General features: G+C 57.7%; 24 protein-coding genes and 1 pseudogene. 9 read left to right on the plus strand and 16 right to left on the minus strand.

Features of this window, described 5'->3' with window-relative positions:
- Positions 1-95: 95 nt before the first annotated feature.
- Complete coding sequence (locus JQR90_RS00175) at positions 96-740, minus strand: 3-oxoacid CoA-transferase subunit B (RefSeq protein WP_434140259.1); 645 nt, start codon at positions 738-740, stop codon at positions 96-98.
- Positions 737-1,411, minus strand: a complete 675-nt coding sequence (locus tag JQR90_RS00180; RefSeq protein WP_074820994.1) for a 3-oxoacid CoA-transferase subunit A — start codon at positions 1,409-1,411, stop codon at positions 737-739. Before JQR90_RS00180 ends, JQR90_RS00175 begins: the two co-directional genes overlap by 4 nt.
- A 517-nt stretch (positions 1,412-1,928) precedes the next feature.
- Here JQR90_RS00180 and JQR90_RS00185 point away from each other — a divergent pair.
- A complete protein-coding gene (locus tag JQR90_RS00185; RefSeq protein WP_122041192.1) occupies positions 1,929-2,222 on the plus strand; it encodes a hypothetical protein in 294 nt (97 codons plus the stop codon).
- Positions 2,223-2,272: 50 nt separating this feature from the next.
- On the opposite strand, the gene JQR90_RS00190 is transcribed toward JQR90_RS00185, so the two are convergent.
- Positions 2,273-2,572, minus strand: coding sequence for a hypothetical protein (locus JQR90_RS00190; protein WP_019366504.1), 300 nt, complete (start codon positions 2,570-2,572; stop codon positions 2,273-2,275).
- A gap of 663 nt (positions 2,573-3,235) precedes the next feature.
- Here JQR90_RS00190 and JQR90_RS00195 point away from each other — a divergent pair.
- Positions 3,236-3,757: a hypothetical protein gene (locus tag JQR90_RS00195; protein WP_434140260.1), complete on the plus strand. Its 522-nt coding sequence runs from the start codon at positions 3,236-3,238 to the stop codon at positions 3,755-3,757.
- A gap of 23 nt (positions 3,758-3,780) precedes the next feature.
- Here JQR90_RS00195 and JQR90_RS00200 read toward each other — a convergent pair whose 3' ends face one another.
- From JQR90_RS00200 to JQR90_RS00225, 6 genes are all read right to left on the minus strand, one after another.
- A complete protein-coding gene (locus JQR90_RS00200) occupies positions 3,781-4,797 on the minus strand; it encodes a MerR family transcriptional regulator (RefSeq protein ID WP_434140261.1) in 1,017 nt (338 codons plus the stop codon).
- 119 nt (positions 4,798-4,916) lie between these two features.
- The gene (locus JQR90_RS00205) at positions 4,917-6,143 is read right to left on the minus strand and encodes a multidrug effflux MFS transporter (RefSeq protein ID WP_434140262.1); all 1,227 of its coding nucleotides are present in this window, start codon (positions 6,141-6,143) and stop codon (positions 4,917-4,919) included.
- Positions 6,144-6,202: 59 nt separating this feature from the next.
- Entirely contained in the window at positions 6,203-6,820 is a 618-nt protein-coding gene (locus JQR90_RS00210; RefSeq protein ID WP_434140263.1) for a TPM domain-containing protein, read from the minus strand.
- A 15-nt stretch (positions 6,821-6,835) separates the two neighbouring features.
- Complete coding sequence (locus tag JQR90_RS00215) at positions 6,836-7,615, minus strand: TPM domain-containing protein (protein WP_434140264.1); 780 nt, start codon at positions 7,613-7,615, stop codon at positions 6,836-6,838.
- Positions 7,612-8,220: a LemA family protein gene (locus tag JQR90_RS00220; protein ID WP_434140792.1), complete on the minus strand. Its 609-nt coding sequence runs from the start codon at positions 8,218-8,220 to the stop codon at positions 7,612-7,614. The genes JQR90_RS00215 and JQR90_RS00220 overlap by 4 nt, the downstream gene beginning before the upstream one ends.
- Before the next feature lie 408 nt (positions 8,221-8,628).
- Complete coding sequence (locus tag JQR90_RS00225) at positions 8,629-8,844, minus strand: dodecin (RefSeq protein WP_010796383.1); 216 nt, start codon at positions 8,842-8,844, stop codon at positions 8,629-8,631.
- Between the two features lie 179 nt (positions 8,845-9,023).
- On the opposite strand from JQR90_RS00225, the gene JQR90_RS00230 reads away from it, so the two are divergent.
- Positions 9,024-9,344 (plus strand): DUF883 family protein, encoded by a 321-nt coding sequence (locus JQR90_RS00230; protein WP_010796384.1) that lies wholly within the window; start codon positions 9,024-9,026, stop codon positions 9,342-9,344.
- Positions 9,345-9,393: 49 nt separating this feature from the next.
- On the opposite strand, the gene JQR90_RS00235 is transcribed toward JQR90_RS00230, so the two are convergent.
- On the minus strand, positions 9,394-10,284 hold the full coding sequence (locus JQR90_RS00235; protein ID WP_122041187.1) for a LysR family transcriptional regulator: 891 nt from the start codon (positions 10,282-10,284) through the stop codon (positions 9,394-9,396).
- Positions 10,285-10,383: 99 nt separating this feature from the next.
- Here JQR90_RS00235 and trpB point away from each other — a divergent pair, with 99 nt between their 5' ends.
- Together trpB and trpA are read left to right on the plus strand one after the other, a co-directional pair.
- Positions 10,384-11,592, plus strand: coding sequence for a tryptophan synthase subunit beta (gene trpB / locus JQR90_RS00240; RefSeq protein ID WP_434140265.1), 1,209 nt, complete (start codon positions 10,384-10,386; stop codon positions 11,590-11,592).
- Positions 11,589-12,398, plus strand: a complete 810-nt coding sequence (gene trpA / locus JQR90_RS00245) for a tryptophan synthase subunit alpha (RefSeq protein WP_122041185.1) — start codon at positions 11,589-11,591, stop codon at positions 12,396-12,398. Before trpB ends, trpA begins: the two co-directional genes overlap by 4 nt.
- Positions 12,399-12,577: 179 nt before the next feature.
- On the opposite strand, the gene pbpG is transcribed toward trpA, so the two are convergent.
- Positions 12,578-13,498, minus strand: coding sequence for a D-alanyl-D-alanine endopeptidase (gene pbpG / locus JQR90_RS00250; protein WP_074821005.1), 921 nt, complete (start codon positions 13,496-13,498; stop codon positions 12,578-12,580).
- Between the two features lie 279 nt (positions 13,499-13,777).
- Here pbpG and JQR90_RS00255 point away from each other — a divergent pair, with 279 nt between their 5' ends.
- Positions 13,778-14,284 (plus strand): anti-virulence regulator CigR family protein, encoded by a 507-nt coding sequence (locus tag JQR90_RS00255; protein ID WP_177411886.1) that lies wholly within the window; start codon positions 13,778-13,780, stop codon positions 14,282-14,284.
- Between the two features lie 99 nt (positions 14,285-14,383).
- On the opposite strand, the gene JQR90_RS00260 is transcribed toward JQR90_RS00255, so the two are convergent.
- Positions 14,384-14,743 carry a DOPA 4,5-dioxygenase family protein gene (locus JQR90_RS00260; RefSeq protein ID WP_010796390.1) on the minus strand — a complete coding sequence of 120 codons (360 nt, stop codon included), beginning with the start codon at positions 14,741-14,743 and terminating at the stop codon, positions 14,384-14,386.
- Between the two features lie 3 nt (positions 14,744-14,746).
- The gene (locus JQR90_RS00265) at positions 14,747-15,763 is read right to left on the minus strand and encodes a zinc-dependent alcohol dehydrogenase family protein (protein WP_434140266.1); all 1,017 of its coding nucleotides are present in this window, start codon (positions 15,761-15,763) and stop codon (positions 14,747-14,749) included.
- A 194-nt stretch (positions 15,764-15,957) separates the two neighbouring features.
- On the opposite strand from JQR90_RS00265, the gene JQR90_RS00270 reads away from it, so the two are divergent.
- On the plus strand, positions 15,958-17,127 hold the full coding sequence (locus tag JQR90_RS00270; RefSeq protein ID WP_122041183.1) for a lactonase family protein: 1,170 nt from the start codon (positions 15,958-15,960) through the stop codon (positions 17,125-17,127).
- Entirely contained in the window at positions 17,127-17,510 is a 384-nt protein-coding gene (gloA2, locus tag JQR90_RS00275) for an SMU1112c/YaeR family gloxylase I-like metalloprotein (protein ID WP_010796393.1), read from the plus strand. Before JQR90_RS00270 ends, gloA2 begins: the two co-directional genes overlap by 1 nt.
- A gap of 64 nt (positions 17,511-17,574) precedes the next feature.
- Here the strand turns inward: gloA2 and JQR90_RS00280 are convergent, their stop codons facing one another.
- The 3 genes and pseudogenes from JQR90_RS00280 to JQR90_RS00290 form a co-directional block, all read right to left on the minus strand.
- Positions 17,575-18,633 carry a methyl-accepting chemotaxis protein gene (locus JQR90_RS00280; RefSeq protein WP_409438723.1) on the minus strand — a complete coding sequence of 353 codons (1,059 nt, stop codon included), beginning with the start codon at positions 18,631-18,633 and terminating at the stop codon, positions 17,575-17,577.
- Between the two features lie 72 nt (positions 18,634-18,705).
- Positions 18,706-19,200 (minus strand): annotated as a pseudogene (locus JQR90_RS00285) (MCP four helix bundle domain-containing protein); the annotation flags it as partial.
- Between the two features lie 103 nt (positions 19,201-19,303).
- Complete coding sequence (locus tag JQR90_RS00290) at positions 19,304-20,239, minus strand: choline sulfate utilization transcriptional regulator (RefSeq protein WP_010796395.1); 936 nt, start codon at positions 20,237-20,239, stop codon at positions 19,304-19,306.
- Between the two features lie 168 nt (positions 20,240-20,407).
- Between JQR90_RS00290 and JQR90_RS00295 the strand changes: the two genes are divergently transcribed.
- Positions 20,408-22,048, plus strand: coding sequence for a methyl-accepting chemotaxis protein (locus tag JQR90_RS00295; protein WP_073450128.1), 1,641 nt, complete (start codon positions 20,408-20,410; stop codon positions 22,046-22,048).
- Positions 22,049-22,071 lie beyond the last annotated feature (23 nt).

The following is a 22,071-nucleotide window of genomic DNA, read 5'->3' on the forward strand; positions in this document are numbered from 1 at the left end:
AGGCTGTTGAAAGGCCATGAAGTTGGCAGAAGAAGCGGGCCTAGTACCTTGAGGCTTGTGAGTTCCATGGCAAGGCCGCTCTTCTTTGATAAGGGTCAAACCGGCTTTTGTACCAGTGCAAGGCCAGTCATTTCCCGAAGACTTTCAAGTGTGAGGCCTTCGACGAGTTCGCTGGCATACACGCGGCCGTCAGCAATATCGAAAATAGCCAGATCGGTATACACACGAGATACGCAGCCTACGCCCGTCAGCGGGTAGGTACAGTGCTCGACCAGCTTGCTTTGCCCGGCTTTGGTCATGAGATCCATCATGACAAAGACCTGCTTGGCACCTATTGCAAGGTCCATAGCACCCCCTACGGCAGGAATCGCATCAGGCTCGCCGGTGTGCCAGTTGGCCAGATCGCCTGTGACGGATACCTGGAAAGCGCCGAGCACGCAGATATCCAAATGGCCGCCGCGCATTATTGCAAACGAATCCGCATGGTGAAAAAACGCACCGCCTGGCAGCAGGGTGACAGGCTGCTTGCCAGCGTTGATCAAATCAGAATCTTCCTTGCCCTCCTCTGGCGCCGGACCCATGCCCAGTATGCCGTTCTCGCTGTGCAGAAAAATTTCGCGGTCAGCTGGCAGGTGGTTGGCCACTAGCGTCGGCAGTCCAATCCCCAGATTGACGTAGGCTCCTTCCGGGATGTCCTGGGCGACTCGGGCAGCGATCTGGTTGCGGTTGAGTCTGTTCATTCCTGATCTCCTGAAACACGAACGACGCGTTGCACAAAAATGCCTGGCGTAACGATGATTTCCGGATCGATCTCGCCCAGCTCCACAATTTCACGGGTTTGCACGATGGTAGTCTTTGCAGCCGTCGCCATGATGGGACCAAAATTGCGGGCAGCCTTGCGGTAGGTCAGGTTGCCCCAACGGTCGGCACGGTCCGCACGAATCAGGGCAAAATCGGCATGAATGGGATATTGGATAACGTAGTGCTTGCCGTTGATTTCGCGTGTTTCCACGCCTTCGGCCAGAATCGTGCCGTAGCTGGTCGGCGTGAAAAAGGCGCCGATACCGGCACCCGCAGCGCGGATACGCTCGGCCAGATTGCCCTGCGGCACTAACTCCAGTTCAATTTTGCCGGCACGGTAAAGCTCGTCGAATACATAGGAGTCGGTCTGGCGTGGAAATGAACAGATGATTTTGCGAACCTGACCTGCCTTGAGCAGGGCTGCCAGGCCTACATCGCCATTGCCCGCATTGTTGTTAATGATGGTGAGATCTTTCGCACCGTGCGCTATCAACGCATCAATCAGCTCAGAAGGCTGTCCGGATGGGCCGAAGCCGCCAATCATCACGGTGGCACCATCGTGGATGTCTTCCACCGCCTGGCTCAGGCTCTCGACAATCTTGTTGATCATTGTATGTCCTCATTCAAGGGTCTCGCTGTTGCTCATGCACCAGCCGAGGAGGTAAGCCGCATGCACCGAGCATATGCGATTGCATCCCTTGAAAAAGGTGGTTGTGTCCGATAATCGGACACAAAACGCTTCATATGTGCGTTTATCGATCGGCACCCGTATTAGTACGCCGTCGTAAGGCAAGTAGACCATTTCAGTATTTCAATACGGCCTTTGGAGAATTAACCGGCACAGCGCTGGTCATTTTAATGACTTACACAAATGCGATGATGGCAAAAGGCTCTAGGTCAAGCATTGGCGATTAGGTTAACCAAATATTTGCGTGCACTAATTCACGGTATTGTAGGGAAATCTGAATCATTCCTGAACACGGGAGAATCGGTTAAGCAAAAAGCATTGTGATCCTAAAGTTTCCTTTTACTGTGTCGACTTACTAAAGAGGCCACAGGAAATTCGGCTTTCGCGCTAACGCTATCAACACAAGGGATTTGAATGAATATTCTTCAGGAAACACTGAATGAGCTATCTTCACTCCGCGTCCAGTATTGGACGTTTTGTACCCAAAGAGCAGCATGTCTTTTGGGGTGAGCGAGTCAGCGAGCTGTTGCAGATCGTTGCGATCAGTCACGGCTTTGATTTAATGCGCCTTGGCGCAAGCGAGGCATACCGCCTCAAGGGCTTTCTGGATACGCTCGAACAGAATGACTATCCGGAGCTGGCCGACTGGAATGACCGAGTTTTTGCCTGCACCCGCCTTACATGCCGGGTCGAGCTTGAGAAGTACATGCTGGAAGGCATGCCCAAGTCCTGACGTACCCCATCTCCTTTCTGGGCTGCCCACCTGATGTGGCAGCCGGACGCTCATGGTGAAACCGCCTCTTCTTCAGCCGATGCAGGTTTGGTCAGGCGCATTGAGGTCAGGTAGAGCGAAAATACCAGAACGAAAGCACCCAGAAGAAAGCCGACATAGGGAATTCTGAAGGCAATCAACAGGGCGGCGGCGGCACCGCTGGCTGCTGCTGGGATGGCTCTGAACACATCGAGCTTCAAGGTAAAGGGTTTGCGGCATTCGGGGCATAATCGGCTTCCATCCGATTCAGGCGGACCAAAGAGTGCAGCGTGGAAGGCGCTGATGCTTTGTTTACAGTGGGGGCATTTCATGCTGAATTCCTTTTCAAGCAGTCAGGCAGGTTAACTACACCCTGAAATCCTACGCGGGCTCCGAATAAAATGGGGAGTTACTGCGTAGCCCTGTGAGCAGGTTCATGTAAATGAGCATGGGTTTGTGCTAAAGCCACACGCCGTTAGCTCAAGTGCCCGGACTATGTTTTCGAACGGATAGGATCCTCCGGACTGTCGATCGTTTCTGGCCTTATTACGTCTTGTTGCCTTGGCTGGACCAGCCCTGCGTCAGAATGTCAGTCACGGTATTGTCCGTCCCTGCCGTCGCCAGGATATGCTGGCATAGCCTTTCGTCTAAAAATGTATAAGGTGACTCAACGCTTACGGGCGCGCTCCGAAACGAGTCTTCTTCTTCCTGCGCATCGAAGCGGTTTCGCTGGAATGGTTTCAGTAGAGGCACTCCAGCGCAGCGGCTCAAAGTGATCCCGTCAGTGAGGTTATTTGGATCTGTCCAGTCCTAGTCGTATTGCTTCCCACCGGCATGTGCCGGGCGGACGAAATGCTCTCACCAACCCTTTTTACCTTGTTGCAGAATCCCTTGGCAGGCAGATGAGCCCTTTCCCTTCAAGTGGCGCTGTCTGCCTTTAGCGGCAGGCCCGGCTAAGCGGGCTGTGAACACAATAACTAAAAAGGGTGGTAGCGATGGAGCACATTCTCAAAGCAGCCTTCGGCTGCCAAAGCGAAGCCGAGCATGTCCGACATGAGTTGATCGCAAAAGGCGTAGCCGGTCGGCATATCTCACTTTCAGCCTCTCGAAATGAGACGGCAGGTTCTTCCACAGGTTCGCTGGGTGAACGAATCAGCCATTTCTTCTGTTCGCTTTTCGACCTGGCCGATGATGAGCCCGCGCGCGAGGCCATTACCCAGCACTCAACTGTCCTGACGGTCACGCTTACCGAGTACCAGCAGCAGGCCGTAGTCGAGGCCGTGCTCGCGCAGAACGGCGCAATGAGTGCCCATGCCCTGACGGATGACTATGCCATCTCCAGTCACTATCCAAGTTCGGCCTGTACGCTCGGCATGGGCTCCTTCGCCTTGGCCGGTCAGGTACCACAAGAGGCGACAGGAGACCGGTTCGTGCCGACCCAGGCGGAAGAGGAGGCCTGGTTGACCAAGCCTCCACTGGAGCTGCCCTCGCTGTCTCTCTCATTTGCCAAGCCCTGATCACAGGATCAGGGCTTACAGGGCTAGGTGTGCAGTGCTGCCATGGCCTGGCCGAGATAGCGCTGGATATCGTCTGTCATCCAGGTGCCCTCAGCCAGTTGCGGTTCGCAGGCATGGGCCTGACGCAGTTTATGGTGGGTCTCGGGATTTGTGCCTGCATAGGCGGTAAACAATGCGGTCCAGCGTTGCGCCAGCTGCAGCGCCTCTGGAGAGTGGGGAGGCAGTCCGTTATCCATAATGCGGCGTAAATCGGCCACAAGCGGTAGCCATTTCGGAACCTGCTCGCCATAGTTTGCCTGCATGAAGGCGAACTCTTCGGGTGTGAGATACCGTTCATAGATCGCAAGCTTGCCGGCCGTGAAGGCCTTCAGGATAAAGTTGGTCATCTCGGTGGTGACACCCGTCTGCTCCTGTAGCGGGGCCTCCTGGCGGAACAGCTCGTTGAGCCGTACGGCCAGGGCCGGGTTGGTTGATGTATTGCGCTCCAGGAGCGTCATCCAGCGCCGTGCCAGCGACTGTGCTTGAACGGACTCAGGGGGGAGCCCTTGTTGGAGGAGCTGATGGGCTTCCTGCACCAGTGCGCGCCAAGCCTGCTGGTTGGCGGGAGTGTAGAAAGGCAGATCATTCAGGTCTTCAGGGGCGAAATGCTGTTCGTACATGGTCATCAATTCCAGGGTCTTCAACCAATCGGCCAAGTCAGGCTCCTCTCCTTCACTGAGTTGGCGATGCAGGTCTGCCAGGCGATTACGCAGATTCGTTTGCCGGGTAATCTGTCGGTCCAGCCGGCGGATCTGCTGCTCGGTGATAGTCAGGAGCGCAACGTCTGGCAGCGCCAGAAGGGCTCCGATCTCGGCCAGCGACAGGCCCATGCCACGCAGGGCCTGGATCTGGTGCAGCCGGGCAATATCGGCCCGGTTGTACAGTCGGTAGCCGGCATCGGAACGCGCGGAGGGTGTGAGCAGGCCGATGCTGTCGTAATGGTGAAGAGCCCGAATCGTAAGACCCGACTGTCTAGCCAGTTCGCCCACTTTCAATAGCATCGAATTGCTCCTTTCTTCCACGTGCGGAATTGATCCTGAGGCCTCACGTTACGATAGGGTCAAGGGGGCTGTGAACAAAGACGCGGGCTGGCTATTTAAATGGCCAGCCCGGAAAGACATTACCGCGTTGAGGCGGGCTCGGCCGATGAGGAAAGACGTGTGACCAGCGCCCAACCCAAGCCACTTACCACGACTCCAATGGACAGCGCCACGGCCAGACGGAAGGCGCTGCCGTACACCAACGGTGCAAGCCAGCCGCTGACTATGGAAAAGAAGATCATCTGGACAAACCCCAGGACTGACGCGGCGGTGCCGGACAGCTCCGGTACGCGCTCAAGGATGCGTAGCGTCATGGTAGGAATGCCCAGCGACAGGCCGAAGACGAATAGCCCGTGCGGGATAACGGCCGCATAGATATTCAGGTCGGTAGCCAGGCCTGTATAGGTCAGGTTGATCAAGCAGCTTAGGCCAAGCATGGCGTAGGCAAAGCCGATCAGTCGACCGGAAGGCAATTGTGAGGAAAGCCGTGCTGCCAGAAAGGACCCGCTGGTCAATCCGATCACGATGGGAATGAACAGATAGCCAAAGTCGGTTTCGGCCAGCCCCAGTACCTGGGTGACAAAATCGGGGGCGGCGCCGATCAGGAAGGCGAAGCCGCCAAACAGGGCGCCGAAGACCACAGCGCGGGCCATGAGCTGCCCGTCCCGCATGACTCGTCCGTAATTGCGCGATAGGACGCTCAGATCGAAGGCCTGTCTGCGTTCTGGCGACAGGGTTTCGGGCATCAGGAACGCGCAGAGCGAGGCGCTGAAAACGGCAAGCGCCGCCAGGAAAAGGAATACGCCGCGCCAACCGGTGTGTTCTGACAGGTAGCCGCCAATGATCGGCGCAAAGGCCGGGGACACGCTGAAGACCATGATGATGTAGGACATGGTTTTCTGGGCCACCGGCCCCTTGTAACAGTCCGTCACGATGGCCTGTCCCACCACCATTCCTGCACCAGCGGACAGTCCTTGGCAGATACGGCCTGCCAGCAGCCAGTCGAAGCTCGGGCCGAGCGCCGCGATCAGCGAGCCGGCGATGTACACCGCCAGGGCCGAAAGAATGACCCGTCGGCGGCCGAACGAGTCGGACAGGGTGCCATGCAGAAGCGTCATGAATGCGAACGCCAGCATATACAGGCCGAGCGTCAATTGGGTCTTTTCAGGTGTCAGCTGAAAATCTCGGCCGATGGCGCCAAAGGCCGGCAGGTAGGCATCAATCGACATGGGACCGATACAGGCCAGGGCGCCGAGGATCAGCACCATCACGGGATAGCGAGGAATAGAGGTGGTGGTCGTTTGCAAGGGGAATAACCTGTCACGGGCCACAGTGGCCCGCGTCAAACAAGGGAAACGCCTACCCCTTAGGGCAGGATGATCAGCCGGTCCGGTAGCTCGTTACGCGTATGGGTCGCCGGCAGGTGTTGCTTCAGGTGCTCACCGCATGCTTCGATACAGGTCAGAAAGCCCTGCAAGGTTTCGCCGCGACGAACCTGCTGTGTAAAGGTTGCGATGATCGACTGCCAGGTTTCGTCACTCAGCTTTTGCGAAATACCTCGGTCTACGAGAATTTCCACATAGCGTTCGGCTTCTGATACAAAGATCAGCATGCCGGTTTCCGCCTGCGTGTGGTGAAGGTTATGCTCGAGAAACTGACGGCGTGCCAGGTTGGACGCGCGCCAGCAACGCACCTGGCGCGGAATCAGACGCGTCGTGATGGCTGGAATACGGAAGATCAGACTCAGCACAATTAACGTGCCCCACTGGACCAGCAGGAGTTCATGGGGGCTCAACCAACCTGGGTAGTAATTGATTGCGCCTGGAACGATCAATGTAATGAGGCTCGCCCAGAGTAACAGGATATAGGTGTAATCATCGGCCCGTGCGGCCAGCACCGTGACCAGCTCTGCATCGGTATCGCGTTCAACGCGAGAGATGGCTTCAGCGACCTGTCGCTGCTCGTGCTCGTTGAGTAATGTCATAGAGGTCCGCTCTCCTTACCAATCACCTGAAGCCCCGCCGCCGCCAAAGCTGCCGCCGCCCCCACCAAAACCACCTCCTCCAAGGCCACCGCCTCCCGAGCGGCCACCACCGCCGAGAACACTGCCAAGGATTGCGCCGGTTAGCACCGAATTGCCTCGCCCGCCACGTCCACCACGACCGCCTCCGCCACCTTTCATCATGAACAGGATGATGACAAACAGGACGATGAACAGAATCGGGGTAGGACGATCTTCACTGTCGTGATATGTATCATCCTGTGCCGGGCGTGCCAGCGGATCGCCGCCCAGCACCTTGAGCATGGCGCTAGCCCCCTCGCTGATGCCTTGAGCAAATTGACCCTGCCGGAACGCGGGAACAATGACCTGATTGATGATCAGGAAGGACTGTGCATCCGTCAGACGATCCTCCAGACCATAGCCGACTTCGATTCGGACCTTGCGGTCGTCACGCGAGACAAGAAGTAACGCACCATTGTCTTTGCCTTTCTGCCCGATCCCCCAATGGCGACCGAGCTGATAGCCATACTCCTCGATAGAGCGGCCTTGCAGGCTGGGAATGGTAGCGACCACCACCTGTTCGCTCGTCGCCTGCTCATGGGCCTTGAGCATCTGCTCCAGCCGGGCTTTGGTCTGGGCGTCCAGCATTCCGGCCTGATCAACGACCCGGCCGGTCAAGGGTGGGAAGGCAGGAGCCTGCTGGGCCTGTGCCACCGCTGCACAGGCCCAGAACAGGATCCACAGCGCAAAGGCGCGAAACACCGGGCGATCAATCATTGATTGAAGTTGACCTTGGGTGCCTGATCAGCGTTGGGCGTCGTGGCTTTGAAGTTCTCGCGAACCGGCAGGTCGCTGTAGAAGATCTTGTGCCAGATGCTGCCCGGGAAAGTGCGGATTTCAGTGTTATAGCGCTCGACCGAGGCGATGAAGTCACGGCGGGCCACAGCGATACGGTTTTCGGTACCTTCCAGCTGGGATTGCAGGGCCATGAAGTTCTGGTTCGATTTCAGATCCGGATAACGTTCGGACACCACCATCAACCGGCTCAGGGCACCGCTCAGCTGCTGCTGGGCCTGATCGAACTGTTGAAGTTTCTGGGGATCGTTAAGCGTACTGGCATCGACCTGAATGGAGGTTGCCTTGGCGCGGGCCTCGATCACGGCGGTGAGGGTATCCTGCTCCTGCTTGGCGTAACCCTTTACAGTCTCAACCAGGTTCGGGATCAGATCGGCACGGCGCTGATACTGGTTTTCCACCTGCGCCCAGGCCGACTTCACTTGCTCGTCATAGGTAGGAATAGTGTTGATGCCGCAGCCGCTCAAGAGCGAAGCCAGCGCGGCGAAGACCGCAATCTTCCAGCTCAAGCGTAGTCCCTGGGTCATATGCATTGCGTGTAACTCTCCGTTTGTATACCTGAATATGGGTGGCAGTCATGGCTTCGTGATGACGAAGCGTGCGTATAAATACGGATAGCGCGACCCCGCAAGAGTTCAGGCCAATCGCCTCCGCTGTTGTCACGAAAATCGCAACCACTGCCCATTGAGGTAAGGCTGAGCGAGGCTCATTATCTGGCAGACGGAACTGCCCGGAACAGGTGTTAGGGTTTTGTTGCAGATGGGATAAAAAGAGGGGGAAATGCAGAGGAATGGGATTACGGAGCTGCGCGGGGGTTGATAGCGGATCGGCGCAAAGGCCGCTGCGCTATCACCTGCCGGGCAGCTCCGGGAAGCTCTCGCAGCAATAGAGCGTTTCGCCGCTTATTGGTTCACTGCGAGATCTTTTTTATCAGATCAGCTGTTTTCGATACGGAAACCGATTTTCAGCGTTACCTGGTAGTGTGCCACCTTGCCGTCTTGAATATGACCGCGCGTCTCGGCGACTTCAAACCACTCCATGTTCTTGATGGACTTGCTGGTCTCCGCCAAGGCGTTGTTGATGGCATCTTCGACGCTGGTGGTGGAGGAGCCGACAATTTCCAGCTTCTTGTACGTGTGATGATCAGACATGTAAACCTCCTGGTTGTAGTTGGCCAATCATCTGGCCAAGGAAAAAACCGCTTGTTTAATGAGTCTCATCAAAACGAGGATTAGTTCAGTGTGTACAAGTGTTGATCAAGTTTGTGTCGCACTTTCGCTGCCGGGTGAAGTCAGACCCGGAACACCCAATGAAACAGGAGGTTCACGCCATGGCTCGTAACAGTTCCTATCAGGCAACCCTTGAAAATCTTGAAGACCAGATTCAGACACTGAAAGATTCTCTCTCCTCCTTGAAGCGCAGTGCTTCGGCGGAGTCCCGTCATTCGTTGAAGTCGTTCAAGGACAACACCAGCCACGCGCTGCACCGCTCGGGTGAGAGCCTGGAAGATTTTTATGACGAAGCACGTGTACTGGCACTAGAAGCCAGCAAAATAGCCGGTACAAGTGTGCGCAAGCACCCTTGGGCTACTGTTGGCGTGGTGGCCGGTCTGACTGTACTGGCAGGCTGGTGGCTGCTGCGCGACGAATAATAATGTCGCCTTTTTCGCCGCTCGCCTTGCCGGGCGGCGATGATCCTTCCTAATCTTCTGCCAGCGCTGCTCGCAGCCACTGTGCAAGCCGCTGTGCCCGCTGATCCGCCAGCCGCCCCGGCACCCATAATGCCAAAACCGCTTCGGTCTCAACGAATCCCCACGGTGCTATCAGCCGTCCTGCCGCCAGATCTCCAGCCACCAGGGGTTTAGGCGCAATGGCGACGCCCAACCCGGCCACGGCTGCTTCCAATAGGTAATACAGGTGCTCGAAGCCTGCGCCAGCCGTCAGGCTGTCAGCTGGCAGACCATGGCGTTGCGCCCATGCAGGCCAGGCCTGTGGACGGGAAGCAGTATGTAATAGTGGCTCGCCCAGTAATGCCGTAGGTGGTGCGTTCTGAAACAGGGACGCATTGGCATACCGAGGACTGACGACCGGGCCGATACATTCAGTGGCCAGTACGTGTACGTGCATGTCCGGCGGTGCAGTTGGCTCGGCAAACAAGAGCGTGGCGTTGAGGCCGGGACGGCGGGGATCGAGCTCGCCCTCGCTGGTGGACAGGCTCAGCCGTAGTTCAGGCAATTCACGGTTGAGTCGATCCAGCCGCGGAATGAACCAGCGAGCCAGAAGGCTGCCCGAACAGCCCAGCACAAAGGGGGCATCGCTGGCGCCGCATTTGAGATCGGCGCAGACGCTGCGCAGCCGCTCGAACGCTTCGGCACTGGCGTCCCGCAGTCGAAGACCCGCTTCGGTTAGCGCAAGGCCCCGCCCTTCCCTGACGAACAGCACCACGCCCAGCTGTTCCTCCAATGCACGAATCTGACGGCTTACCGCGCCATGGGTAACGAACAGCTCCGCTCCTGCCTTGCTGACGCTACCCAGGCGTGCAGCTGCCTCAAAGGCACGCAGAGCATTTAAAGGAGGAAGATCGTTCATTATTCGACCTGTGAGTTTTTCTAACAGATATAGGCGATCTTATCGATTTATTCCTGTCCAGCAACCGGTTAGTGTAAAACCATATTCACAGGGAGCTCTCCCATGACAGACATGACCTACAGCCAAGGCCCTAATGCTCAGGGCATGTTCGGCCAGTTTGGTGGCCGCTACGTGGCCGAAACCCTGATGCCGCTGATTCTGGATCTCGAGCGTGAGTACACCGCCGCGATGAAGGATCAGGCGTTTCTGGATGAGCTGGCCTATTTCCAGCGCGACTACATTGGCCGCCCCAATCCGCTGTATTTCGCCGAGCGCCTGACCGAGCATTTTGGTGGCGCCAAGATCTATCTGAAGCGCGAAGAGCTAAACCACACCGGCGCGCACAAGATCAACAACTGCATCGGCCAGATTCTCCTGGCCAAGCGTATGGGCAAGACCCGCATCATTGCGGAGACTGGCGCCGGCATGCACGGCGTGGCCACTGCCACCGTAGCGGCCCGCTTCGGCCTGCCCTGTGTGATCTACATGGGCACCACCGATATCGACCGGCAACAGGCCAACGTCTTTCGCATGAAGCTCCTGGGGGCGACGGTGATCCCGGTCACTGCCGGTACGGGCACACTCAAGGATGCGATGAACGAGGCACTACGTGATTGGGTGACCAATGTCGCCGATACCTTCTACCTGATTGGCACCGTTGCCGGTCCACACCCCTACCCGGCCATGGTTCGTGATTTCCAGGCCGTAATCGGTCGTGAGGCCAAGGCGCAGATTCTTGAGAAAGAGGGTCGTCTACCTGACAGCCTGATCGCCTGTGTGGGCGGTGGATCAAACGCCATGGGGCTGTTCCATGAATTCGTGGATGACAAGGACGTGGCGATCATTGGCGTTGAAGCCGGTGGTCACGGTGTCAGTACCGACAAGCACGCTGCCAGCCTGAACGGTGGCGTTCCTGGTGTCCTGCACGGCAACCGTACGTTTCTTCTACAGGACGACGGCGGCCAGATCATCGACGCGCATTCCATCTCCGCCGGCCTGGACTATCCGGGCATTGGTCCGGAGCACGCCTGGTTGCATGATGTGAAGCGCGTGGAGTATGTGCCGATCAATGACGACGAGGCACTGGCGGCTTTCCACCAGACCTGCCGTCTGGAAGGCATCATTCCAGCGCTGGAGTCCGCCCACGCTCTGGCTGAAGCCTACAAGCGCGCGCCTACGCTGCCCAAGGATCACATCATGATCGTCTGCCTTTCCGGCCGCGGCGATAAGGACATGCAAACCGTGATGAGCCATCTGGGAGACAAGCTATGAGTCGTCTGGAAACCCGTTTCGCCCAGCTGAAGCAAGAGGGCCGCGCCGCGCTCGTGACCTATACCACCGGGGGTGATCCGGACTATGCCACGTCGCTGGCAATCCTCAAGGGCCTGCCCAAGGCGGGTGCCGATGTGATCGAGCTGGGCATGCCCTTCACCGATCCCATGGCGGATGGCCCGGCCATTCAGGCCGCGGCCCTGCGTGCATTAAAGAACGGACAGACCCTGGCAAAGACGCTGGAGATGGTGCGTGAATTTCGCCAGGAAGAGGCCGAAACACCCCTGGTGCTGATGGGGTATTACAACCCGATCCACCGTTATGGCGTTGAACGCTTCCTGACCGAAGCCAGGGATGCCGGTGTAGACGGCTTGATCGTGGTGGATCTGCCGCCCGAGCACGACGCCGAGCTGTGTGACCCGGCTCAGGCCATAGGCATCGACTTTATCCGGCTGACGACACCTACTACAGACAATAACCGCCTGCCGCGTGTGCTGAACAGCAGCTCAGGCTTTGTATATTACGTCTCGGTGGCGGGTGTGACAGGGGCGGGCTCAGCCACGACCGAGCACATCGAGCATGCGGTCGAGCGGCTGCGGCAGTTCACCCAGCTTCCGTTGTGCGTAGGCTTTGGTATCCGGACGCCCGAGCAGGCCAGAGTAGTCGCTCAGCTGGCGGATGGAGTGGTAGTGGGCTCCGCCTTGGTCGACCAGATCGCCAAAGCGCAAAGCAGCACCGAGGCCGTCGAAGGTGTATTGAGCCTGTGTGGCAGTCTGGCGGAAGCGGTACGCAGCGCGAGGCGGTGATAGATAAGTGGCCTGAGTGATGGATATCGCTTCGCTCAATCTATCCTATGGGCTAATACCCTGCCGGTACTGCGCGTAACGCACTCGCCTCAAACAAAAGCCGCTGCATTTGCAGCGGCTTTTGTTTTGCAGGATGGGTTGAGCTTGGCGATACCCATCATTCCCGTACATACCGCGTCTTACTGCGCGGCAACCGCCTGGCGAGCGGCCATATGGCGCTGCTGCTTGTAGGCCTTGGCCACTTCCGGGATAGGCGTGACCTGGCCGGTTTCTATCCACTTGCGCAGGCGACTCGCATCAGCCATGTGGGTGTATTTGCCAAAGGCATCCAGTACTACGAACGCAACCGGGCGGTTATTCATGACCGTACGCATGACCAGACAATGACCCGCTGCGTTGGTAAAGCCGGTCTTGGTGACCTGAATATTCCAGTCGCTCTTGCCCACGAGGTGATTGGTGTTGTGGAAGCCCAGGGTGTAGTTGGGCTTGCGGAACGCCACAGTCTTTTCTTGCGTGGTGCTCAGCTGACCAATCAGCGGGTAATTGCGGGTGGCCTGGAGCAGCTTGACCAGGTCACGGGCGGTCGAGACGTTATTCAGGGACAGACCTGTCGGCTCGGTATAGTGGGTATTGGTCATGCCCAGGGCGCGTGCCTTGGCGTTCATGGCGGCCACAAAGGCCTTTACACCGCCCGGATAATGCTCGGCCAGACTGGTGGCAGCACGGTTTTCCGACGACATCAGCGCCAGCAACAGCATGTCATGACGGCTGATCTCGCTGCCCAGACGCACACGCGAATACACACCGCGCATTTCCGGCACATCGTCAATCTTGACGGTCAGCATTTCATCCATGGGTTGCTTGGCATCCAGAGTCACCATCGCGGTCATCAGCTTGGTCACGGACGCAATGGGAGCCACGACGTCGGGGTTGCTGGAATACAAGGGCTGGCCCGTTTGCATGTCGACCAGCAGGGCGCTGCCCGATGCCAGTTCTTGCCGCATCGGCACAGTGGCCTTGGCCTCGGCTGCACTGACATTTGCAGCCCCCAGGCTGCCCCCGATCAATACAGCACTCAATACGAGAGAAAGATATTTCACGTGAATATCGTCCGGCTGAAGAGGTAAATAGCAGACTCGACCTGTCTGGCGTCTCGAAAGGCACTCTGGCAGGTCCCGAGTCCGGCGCAGCGGCAGTATAAAGGGCACCCTCCCGGGCGATGGAACCCCCTTACCCAAGTTTTTTCGTGGCGCGAAGGTAAAGGTTTGCTGACATAGCGCTCTGACGACGCGGATGACGATAGACTGAAAACAGCCCATGCCGTTAGTAACGGATTGTTTTGAATCAGGATCCTCTGGATCGCCATGTGGGAGACCACCATGAATCGCATGAAAAAAGCCATCGCCAGCGTATGCGTTACGTTGTGTGTGGGATCGCCACTTGCGCTGGCTGCGCCGCCGGATCAAATGAATGGGCCGCAGGGCGGCGGCAAGGGACACGGTCAGGGCGCGCAGATGCCGCATGGCCAGGACCATAAAGGCGGTTCTGCCCAGTCGAAGGGTAACCAGGGCAATCAAGGACATGGCGGTCCGCAGGCCAGCCAGGGCCATGGCAAGCGGTTACCTCCGCAGGATTTCAGCCCGGTACGTGAAACCATACGGGCCCACAAAGGCGAGATCGGCCGCGGCTCACCGCTTCCGCCGGGGCTGGTGATCGCCAAGGGCAAGCCGCTACCCCATGGGTATGGCAAGCCGCTGCCACCCGGCATCGCCAAGCAGCTGCCCCGCTATGACGGTTATGAATGGCGCCGCTTGGGCACGGACATGGTGCTGATCGCTATCACGACCGGCATCGTGTATGAGGTCCTGCACAACGTGCTGGATTGATTGGTCAATCCTTTGGGTGGTGGCGCAGTAACCCTGCGTTAGTGCGCCTTTGCCTAGACTGAAGCAATCCGTGGTGCCGCACGGTGCGTCATCACGGGCTTACTGAAAGTCGTATTGCACGGGTTCTTCGGGTAGCACGGAGAGGTCAAGCGGCCTTACCGCACCCATCCAGAGGGCATGGTCGCGGTGATCGGCACGATCATGGCCGGTCACGGGATGAAGAAAGATCACCAGCCCGTTCCGGTTGAGCGCCAGCCAGGGCACCACGTCCGCAAATACCTCTGGACGAAACGACAGCTGACAACTCCAGTCCGGGTGAGGGCCGACCGGTCGCTGGTGAACCCGGCCCATCGTCACGGCAAAGCGGCGCGCGGCCTCTTCGCACAGCGCCCTGGCCTGCTCCAGTGTCGTGGCGTCGAAATAGACATGGGCGTGGTAGCCCTGGATAGCCGCTGTCATGTCTTACCCTTCAAAGCGAATGACGACTTTGCCCACATGGCCCTGTCCGTCCATGTAGCGATACGCCGCTTCGGCCTCGTCGAAGCTGAAGACTTTGTCGATCACCGGCTCGATGCGATGCAGGGCGATGGCACGGTTCATGGCATCGAACATCTCGCGTGAGCCGACATAGATACCCTCCAGTACGACAGAGCGCTGGATCAGCGCTGCCGGGTTGATCTCTCCGCCCGTCAGCACACCGATCAGGTGGGTGGCGCCACCCGGACGAGTCGAGCGCAGCGAGCGAGGCAGCGTACCGGCGCCGCCGACTTCTACCACATGGTCAACGCCGATCCCTTCGGTCAGGCCTAGCACCTGCTCCTGCCACTCCGGATGCTGCTTGTAGTTCACGGTCTCGTGGGCACCCAGGGTCTTGGCCTTTTGCAGCTTCTCATCGCTGGATGAGGTGATGATGGTACGCGCCCCGGCTGCACGGGCGAACTGGAGACCAAAGATGGACACACCGCCTGTACCCAGCAGCAGCACGGTCTGACCAGCCACCAATGGCTGAACACTGCCAAACAGTGCATGCCAGGCGGTTACACCGGCGCAAGGCAAGGTAGCGCCAGCCTCATAGGACAGGTGCTCCGGCAGTGTAACCACGCCGTTCTGGTCGAACAGTACGTACTCGGACAGCACCCCGTCGATGGCGCCACCGAGGGCGGAGGCGCCGTGGGTGGGGTCCAGATGGCCGCCAATCCAAGTCTGCATGAAGATACCGGCCACGCGATCGCCTACTTTGACGCGGTCAACGTCATCTCCGATCTCCACTACTTCCCCTGCACCATCGGACAGGGGCACCAAATCCTTGGGCAGACCGCCACGTGCATAACGGCCGGTTGCGACCATGAGGTCGCGGTAGTTCAGCGAGGCGGCCTTCATCTTGAGCAGAACCTGGCCGCGTCCCGGCTTGGGTGTATCACGCTCGCGCAGGGTCAGGTCGGCATAGGATTCGGCTTTAGGCAGGCAATAGAAACGCATCGTACTCTCCTGTTTGAGAAATGAGCGGGCTCAGGGCCGCCACAGAAAAAGGTTCAAACCGTTACACTTGGGTCGGACCGCATGGAAACGATGAAGCTCAACAGAATGTGTCACAAAGCGAACTGATATCACCGGTTCAGGTCTGTTAGCTAACTTTTTTGCCCGTGCCTCACTGATCAGAATGAGTAAACGCCATGAAGCTGCCCTCTTTGCTACCACTGTTCCTGCTCGCGCCACTGACCGGCATCGCGACCACCGCCAGCGCTGAGCCGGGACTGTATAACCTGCTGGTAGGGACCTACACCAACGGCAGTAGCCAGGGGCTTTATGTCTACCGATTCGACAGCCGCGCCGGGCAGGTGACCGGACCGCTGCGCGTTGTCAAAGCCCACAACCCGTCCTATCTGACGCTGGCGCGCGACGGCCGTACCGTATTTGTCGTCAACGAGAATGGTCGTGGCAGCCAGGGCGATGACATTGGCCGCGCCACGTCTTATCGCTTCGATCCAGAAAGCGGCCGGCTGCAACAAATCAGCCAGGTCAAGACCCTGGGGGATCATCCAACCCACTCGACGCTCAGCCCTGACGGACAGTTCCTGTTTGTCGCCAATTATTCCGTCGAGCCCGAAGGCTCTCTGGCCGCGCTGCCGGTGCAAAGCAACGGTGTGCTGAGCCCGGTTGCCCAGATCGAATTCTTCCAGGCCAGTAATAATCACCCGGAGCGGCAGACGTCCGGCCATGTACATGGGGTGACGTTTACGCCAGACGGCCAGTATCTGTTCTCGCCAGACCTCGGCGCTGACAAGATTTTTGCCTATCGCTACAACCCTGCGCGACAGGAGCGCCCGCTGTCTCCGGCTGAAACTCCCTATACGCCCGTTCCATCAGGCAGCGGCCCGCGCCATATCGTCTTTAGCGGTGATGGCCGTTTCGCCTACCTGACCCTTGAGCTGACTGGACAGGTCATGGTGTTCGCCCACGAAAACGGTGCACTGCGACAGTTACAGGTCTACACCCTGGCGCCGGAAGGTTTCAGCGGCAAGGTAGGAGCAGGCGCCATCCATCTCTCCAACGATGGCCGCTTCCTCTACGCTGCCAACCGAGGCGATGACAACCACATCGATGTGTTTGCCGTCGATCCGGTGGAAGGCACGCTGACCTTTGTTGATCGCCGCTCCGTCAACGGTCGCGAGCCCCGCGAGTTCAGCATTGATCCGACGGGACGCTACATGCTGGTGGCCAACCAGGGCAGCAGCCAGCTGAAGGTGTTCGCGCGTGATCCGCAGACTGGCAAGCTGGGCGAAGAGCTGCAGAGTGTCGACGTAGCCATGCCGTCCGACCTGAAGTTCGTGGCGGTGCCCTGATGTTCGACCGTTTGCACCATGTGGCGCTGATCTGCTCCGACTACCCCACGTCCAAGCGTTTTTACACCGAGGTGCTGGGGCTCAGGGTGATAGCTGAGACCTTTCGTGAGGCGCGCCAGTCCTGGAAGCTGGATCTGGCTGTTGGTGATCACGCCCAGCTCGAGCTGTTCTCCTTCCCAGACGCGCCACCGCGCCCTTCCCGGCCGGAAGCGCAAGGCCTGCGCCATCTGTCCTTTGCCGTGGAAGATCTGGACGCTGCCGTTGCGCATCTCAAGCAGCATCACGTTGACGTAGAGCCTATCCGGGTAGATGAGCTGACGCAGAAACGCTTTACCTTTTTCAGCGATCCGGACGACCTGCCCCTTGAGCTCTACGAGCGTTAAGGGCAATACCCGGCGGCAATAAAAAAGGCAGCTCTAGGAGCTGCCTTTTTCGTAGGCGTCAGCGTTAGATCTCGAAACGTTTCACCAGACCGTTCAGGTCCACCGCCAGGCGAGACAGTTCCGCACTGGCAGCATTGCATTGGGCCGCACCGGTTGCGGACTGGGAGGCCAGGTCACGGATGTTGACGAGGTTACGGTCCACTTCACGAGACACCTGCGCCTGCTCTTCCGACGCGCTGGCAATCACGATGTTGCGCTCGTTGATCTCGGCAATGAGCTGGGTGATTTCTTCAAGCGCCGCACCGGCAGACTGGGCAATCGCCAACGTGTTTTGCGCTTGGCTGGCGCTGCTCTGCATGGATGTTACGGCTTCCTGCGTACCGCCCTGGATGGCGCTGATCATCTGTTCGATTTCACGGGTGGACTCTTGGGTGCGGTGGGCCAGGGCACGCACCTCATCCGCGACCACGGCGAAACCGCGCCCCGCTTCACCGGCCCGTGCTGCCTCGATGGCCGCGTTCAGGGCCAGCAGATTGGTCTGCTCGGCAATGGCCCGAATTACATCTAGCACCTTGCCAATATCGTGGGCCTGTTCGGCCAGTCCGCTGACCAATGTGGACGTCTTGTCCACCTCGCCGGCCATGTGCTCAATGGCTGTAACTGTGTTGTCGACCTTGGTGCGGCCTTCGTGAGCGGCCTGCGCCGAGCGCTTGGACGATTCGGAGGTGGACACGGCGTTACGGGCTACTTCCTCAACAGCGGTGCTCATCTGGGTCACGGCAGTTGCAGCCTGCTCTATCTCGTGGTTCTGCTGGGTCAGGTTCATGGATGAGCTTTCCGTAACCAGATTCAGCTCCTCTGCCGCAGAGGCCAGTTGTGTGGAGGACGAAGAGATCTGTTCGATCGCATCGCGCAGGTTACCTTGCATGACGGCGAGGGATTCGAGCAGCTGCCCTACTTCATCCTTGCCGTCTACCGGAACCGGCACGCTCAGGTTGCCAGATGCTACGGCGCGCGCACTGCTCACAGCCTGGCCCAGCGGACGTACGATGCTGCGACTCATGACCCAGGCCAGCAATACCGTGATTGCAAACGCCAGTGCGATGGCAAGGCCGACACCCAGCTTGCCGGCGTTATAAGCTGCCTCCGCCTTGTCGGCGGCCTTGCCGGATTCGTCTGCACTGAGCGCTGCCAGCTTCTTGAGCTGGGTAGCCATCTGGTTGGCGTATTCGTTCAGACTCTTGTTGAGTATGGCCGAGGCTGATTGCATGTCGCCCGCCAGCGCCAAGCGTGTCACTTCAGCCTGATCGGTAAAATACTTGTCCTGCCACTGCTTGAAGTGAGCGTAAGCCTCTTTTTCAGAGTCCAGTACCAGGAGCGTTTCATAGCGGGCCTGAGTATCGCGAAGACTCGCCTTGATATCGCTTGCCTTCTGGCTATCTTCCTGGCGACGCTGCGCCGTATCCGCGGTAAACAGGCGCAAGGTAAAGACACGGATACGCATCATGTCCATGTTGATCTCGCCCAGCGCATTGATAGCCGGTAACCAATGCGTATCAACCTGCCGTGATTGCTCACGCATGTTGCTCATCTGGCTCATTGAAAACAGGCCGAGCCCTAGAACGATGAGTGCCATAAGGCCAAAGCCTACGGCCAGGCGGGGAGCGATTTTCAGAGTGCGTAACGCCATGAGTCCATCCTCAGGAACAAGTAGGCAGAAAGCCTTTGCTTGTCCTATCGGTCCGGGCGCTATTAGCTTGATAGGCTTTTTACATATCGCAATACAAGGGTTTTCATACACTAAGGCGAAAGCGGTCTAGCACAAGGGTTTCGCCGTTGATCTCATTATGCAGCCATCCGACGAACTGCTCGACCAACCTGCCCCGCCGCTTCCGCTCGGGAATCAGTGCATGATAGCCATAGGCAGACGTGGCGCACTCGGCGATCGGGCGACATAGCAACCCTTGCTCGACCAAATTGTCTACCAGATGCCGCCAGCCAATCGCAACGCCCTGGCCGGCGATAGCGGCTTGAATGACCAGAGTGTAGTTATCAAAGCTCAACACCGCCGGAATAGGCGGTGCCTGAATATCCAGCGCCTGGAAGAGCCCCTTCCAGTCGAACCACTTGCTCGACAGCTCCGGCTTCAAATGCAGCATGGGCAGGCTGGCCAACATCTGTTTGGGGAGCGGCAATGTCATACCCTGAACAAGGCGCGGACTACAGACCGGGAAAACCTCTTCCCGAAACAAGGCCAGCGACTCACCATGTTTGAAGCGACCATCGCCAAAGGTCAGAGCTACATCGATGTCTTCACGCATCAGATTCATCATCCTGTCGCTTGTAATCAGGCTGACATCCAGCTCGGGGTGGGCAGCATGAAAGCGCGGCAGACGAGGCATCAGCCAGTAGGACGCAAAGGCAAAATCAGTCGCCACCTGCAAAACCTCATGGGCTGGGTGCTCCCTTAGCGTAGCCAATCCCGTTTCGATGTTTTCCATTCCCATCTGTACGTGGTGATGGAGCAACTTACCCGCTTCAGTCAGGACAAGGCCACGGTAGATTCGATCAAAAAGCCGTACGCCTAGGTCTTGCTCCAGACGCTTGATCTGCTGGCTGACCGCTGGCTGGGTTGTTCCTAATTCCAAGGCTGCGGCTGTAAAGCTGAGCAGGCGTGCAGCAACACTGAAAATTCTTAATGTATCCAAGGAGGGCGAGGCGTTAATCATGGCAATCCCTTTGACAGTGATCCATAGGGGCGAATCGGCTATGGCTCTCTCTGATAGGGAGGATCATCAACAACCATAAAGAAAAACTATGCGAACTGTTTCACAATTCTTCGCTCCAAGCTCGCGATATTAAATTGCCATCTTGCAGCAACTATCGAGGCTAATCCCATGAGCTGGTTTATGCAGTTAAAGCTCGCGTACAAGTTGACCCTGACATTTATCCTGTGTGCTTTCATTACTTTGGGCGTAGGAGCTTTAGGTCTGCAAGGTATCAATCGCCTGGCAGGCATGATGGATGAATTAACCACCAATAATCTGGTTTCGGTGAGCCGGGCCAACGAAGCGTTGGGAAGCGTCATCTCTCAAAACCGCTACCTTTATCGTCTATTGGCTGTCACGGTAGGCGGCGCGACGGAAGCTGAAAAAGCTGAAATTCTGCAAAACCTCAAGGCAGAACAAGCGGCAGGTGAAAATGCCTTTACCACCTACCGGAACACACGCCTGGCACCGGATGAAAAGCAGGCGGGTGATCATTTCGCACGTATCTGGCCTGCTTATTTGGTCAGCGTTGACCAATATTTGAACAACCTGGCTCAGGGTGATATCAGCCATGCCCGGGAACTACTGATCTCGACGATCCAGCCTCAATTCGAGCAACTGATTGGCGACCTCAAAACTATTCTTGCGTCTAATAACCGCCAGGTTGAAGAAAGCACCAAAGTATCTAAAGCATTGCAATCCAGCGCAATGCTGACCCTGTTTGGTGGTGTTGCATTGGCCTTTGTATTGGCAATTGGGCTGGGCCTCTTTATTACCCGCCTGATTACTCGTCCTATCGCTGAGGCAGTGGCCAGTGCCAAGCGTATCGCCGCGGGTGATCTGACTCAGCGTATTGAGACAACTCGTCAAGATGAGCCTGGCCAGATGTTGCTGGCCTTGGTGGATATGCAGGATAGCCTCAAGAGTACGCTCCAACAGATTGCCAGCGCATCGGATCAACTGGCTTCCGCTGCTGAAGAGCTGAGCGCTGTAACCGAGGAAAGCTCAAGAGGGCTGGTTCGCCAGAATGACGAAGTCCAGCTGGCAGCAACGGCCGTCAATCAAATGACTTCAGCCGTTGAAGAGGTAGCCCGTAACGCCGTGTCTACATCCGAAGCGTCGCAAAGCTCTACTGAAGAAGCACGTTTGGGTCGCCAGCAGGTACAGGAAGCGGCTACAGCCATCACCAGCATGGTCAATGAGCTTGATGTCTCGACAGGAACGGTTGAAAACCTGGCCGAGCAGGTACGCGATATCAGCAAGGTTGTGGATGTCATCCGTACTGTAGCGGAACAAACCAATCTACTCGCGCTTAATGCCGCCATTGAAGCCGCCCGTGCCGGTGAGCAAGGCCGTGGTTTTGCAGTGGTTGCAGATGAGGTCCGCTCGCTTGCTCACCGGACCCAGGCTTCGACAGGTGAGATTGAAACCATGATTGCTAGTGTGCAGGCGCGCGCCGAGGAAGCGGTTCGCGCTATGGAAAATAGCCAGACACTGGCTCGCAACACTCAGCAAATGGCGCAGTCGGCCGATCAGGCGCTGGAGCGGATCACCGACAAGATCGTTAGCATCAACGAGCGTAATCTGGTGATTGCCAGTGCAACGGAAGAACAAGCACTGGTTGCTCGTGAGGTAGACCGTAATCTGCTGAATATCCGCGACCTATCTACCCAGACTGCCACAGGCGCTCACCAGACCAGCGCCTCCAGCCAAGAGTTGTCACGTCTTGCTGGTTCCTTTAATGAGTTGGTTGCTCAGTTCAAATTGTAAGTACAGGATCCGGCTCCACGGAT

This window comes from Pseudomonas sp. JZ114, assembly GCF_051027705.1.
Lineage (GTDB): Bacteria > Pseudomonadota > Gammaproteobacteria > Pseudomonadales > Pseudomonadaceae > Chryseomonas > Chryseomonas luteola.

Coding starts and splice junctions, on each gene's coding strand:
- JQR90_RS00200 (WP_434140261.1), bottom strand. CDS start 4,797: ATGCTATTGAAAGTGGGCGAACTGGCTAGACAGTCGGGTCTTACGATT.
- JQR90_RS00270 (WP_122041183.1), top strand. CDS start 15,958: ATGAAGCTGCCCTCTTTGCTACCACTGTTCCTGCTCGCGCCACTGACC.
- trpB (WP_434140265.1), top strand. CDS start 10,384: ATGACAGACATGACCTACAGCCAAGGCCCTAATGCTCAGGGCATGTTC.
- JQR90_RS00210 (WP_434140263.1), bottom strand. CDS start 6,820: ATGACATTACTCAACGAGCACGAGCAGCGACAGGTCGCTGAAGCCATC.
- JQR90_RS00180 (WP_074820994.1), bottom strand. CDS start 1,411: ATGATCAACAAGATTGTCGAGAGCCTGAGCCAGGCGGTGGAAGACATC.
- JQR90_RS00260 (WP_010796390.1), bottom strand. CDS start 14,743: ATGACAGCGGCTATCCAGGGCTACCACGCCCATGTCTATTTCGACGCC.
- gloA2 (WP_010796393.1), top strand. CDS start 17,127: ATGTTCGACCGTTTGCACCATGTGGCGCTGATCTGCTCCGACTACCCC.
- JQR90_RS00225 (WP_010796383.1), bottom strand. CDS start 8,844: ATGTCTGATCATCACACGTACAAGAAGCTGGAAATTGTCGGCTCCTCC.
- JQR90_RS00220 (WP_434140792.1), bottom strand. CDS start 8,220: ATGACCCAGGGACTACGCTTGAGCTGGAAGATTGCGGTCTTCGCCGCG.
- JQR90_RS00290 (WP_010796395.1), bottom strand. CDS start 20,239: ATGATTAACGCCTCGCCCTCCTTGGATACATTAAGAATTTTCAGTGTT.
- JQR90_RS00295 (WP_073450128.1), top strand. CDS start 20,408: ATGAGCTGGTTTATGCAGTTAAAGCTCGCGTACAAGTTGACCCTGACA.
- JQR90_RS00230 (WP_010796384.1), top strand. CDS start 9,024: ATGGCTCGTAACAGTTCCTATCAGGCAACCCTTGAAAATCTTGAAGAC.
- JQR90_RS00265 (WP_434140266.1), bottom strand. CDS start 15,763: ATGCGTTTCTATTGCCTGCCTAAAGCCGAATCCTATGCCGACCTGACC.
- JQR90_RS00175 (WP_434140259.1), bottom strand. CDS start 740: ATGAACAGACTCAACCGCAACCAGATCGCTGCCCGAGTCGCCCAGGAC.
- JQR90_RS00215 (WP_434140264.1), bottom strand. CDS start 7,615: ATGATTGATCGCCCGGTGTTTCGCGCCTTTGCGCTGTGGATCCTGTTC.
- JQR90_RS00195 (WP_434140260.1), top strand. CDS start 3,236: ATGGAGCACATTCTCAAAGCAGCCTTCGGCTGCCAAAGCGAAGCCGAG.
- JQR90_RS00255 (WP_177411886.1), top strand. CDS start 13,778: ATGAATCGCATGAAAAAAGCCATCGCCAGCGTATGCGTTACGTTGTGT.
- trpA (WP_122041185.1), top strand. CDS start 11,589: ATGAGTCGTCTGGAAACCCGTTTCGCCCAGCTGAAGCAAGAGGGCCGC.
- JQR90_RS00190 (WP_019366504.1), bottom strand. CDS start 2,572: ATGAAATGCCCCCACTGTAAACAAAGCATCAGCGCCTTCCACGCTGCA.
- JQR90_RS00185 (WP_122041192.1), top strand. CDS start 1,929: ATGAGCTATCTTCACTCCGCGTCCAGTATTGGACGTTTTGTACCCAAA.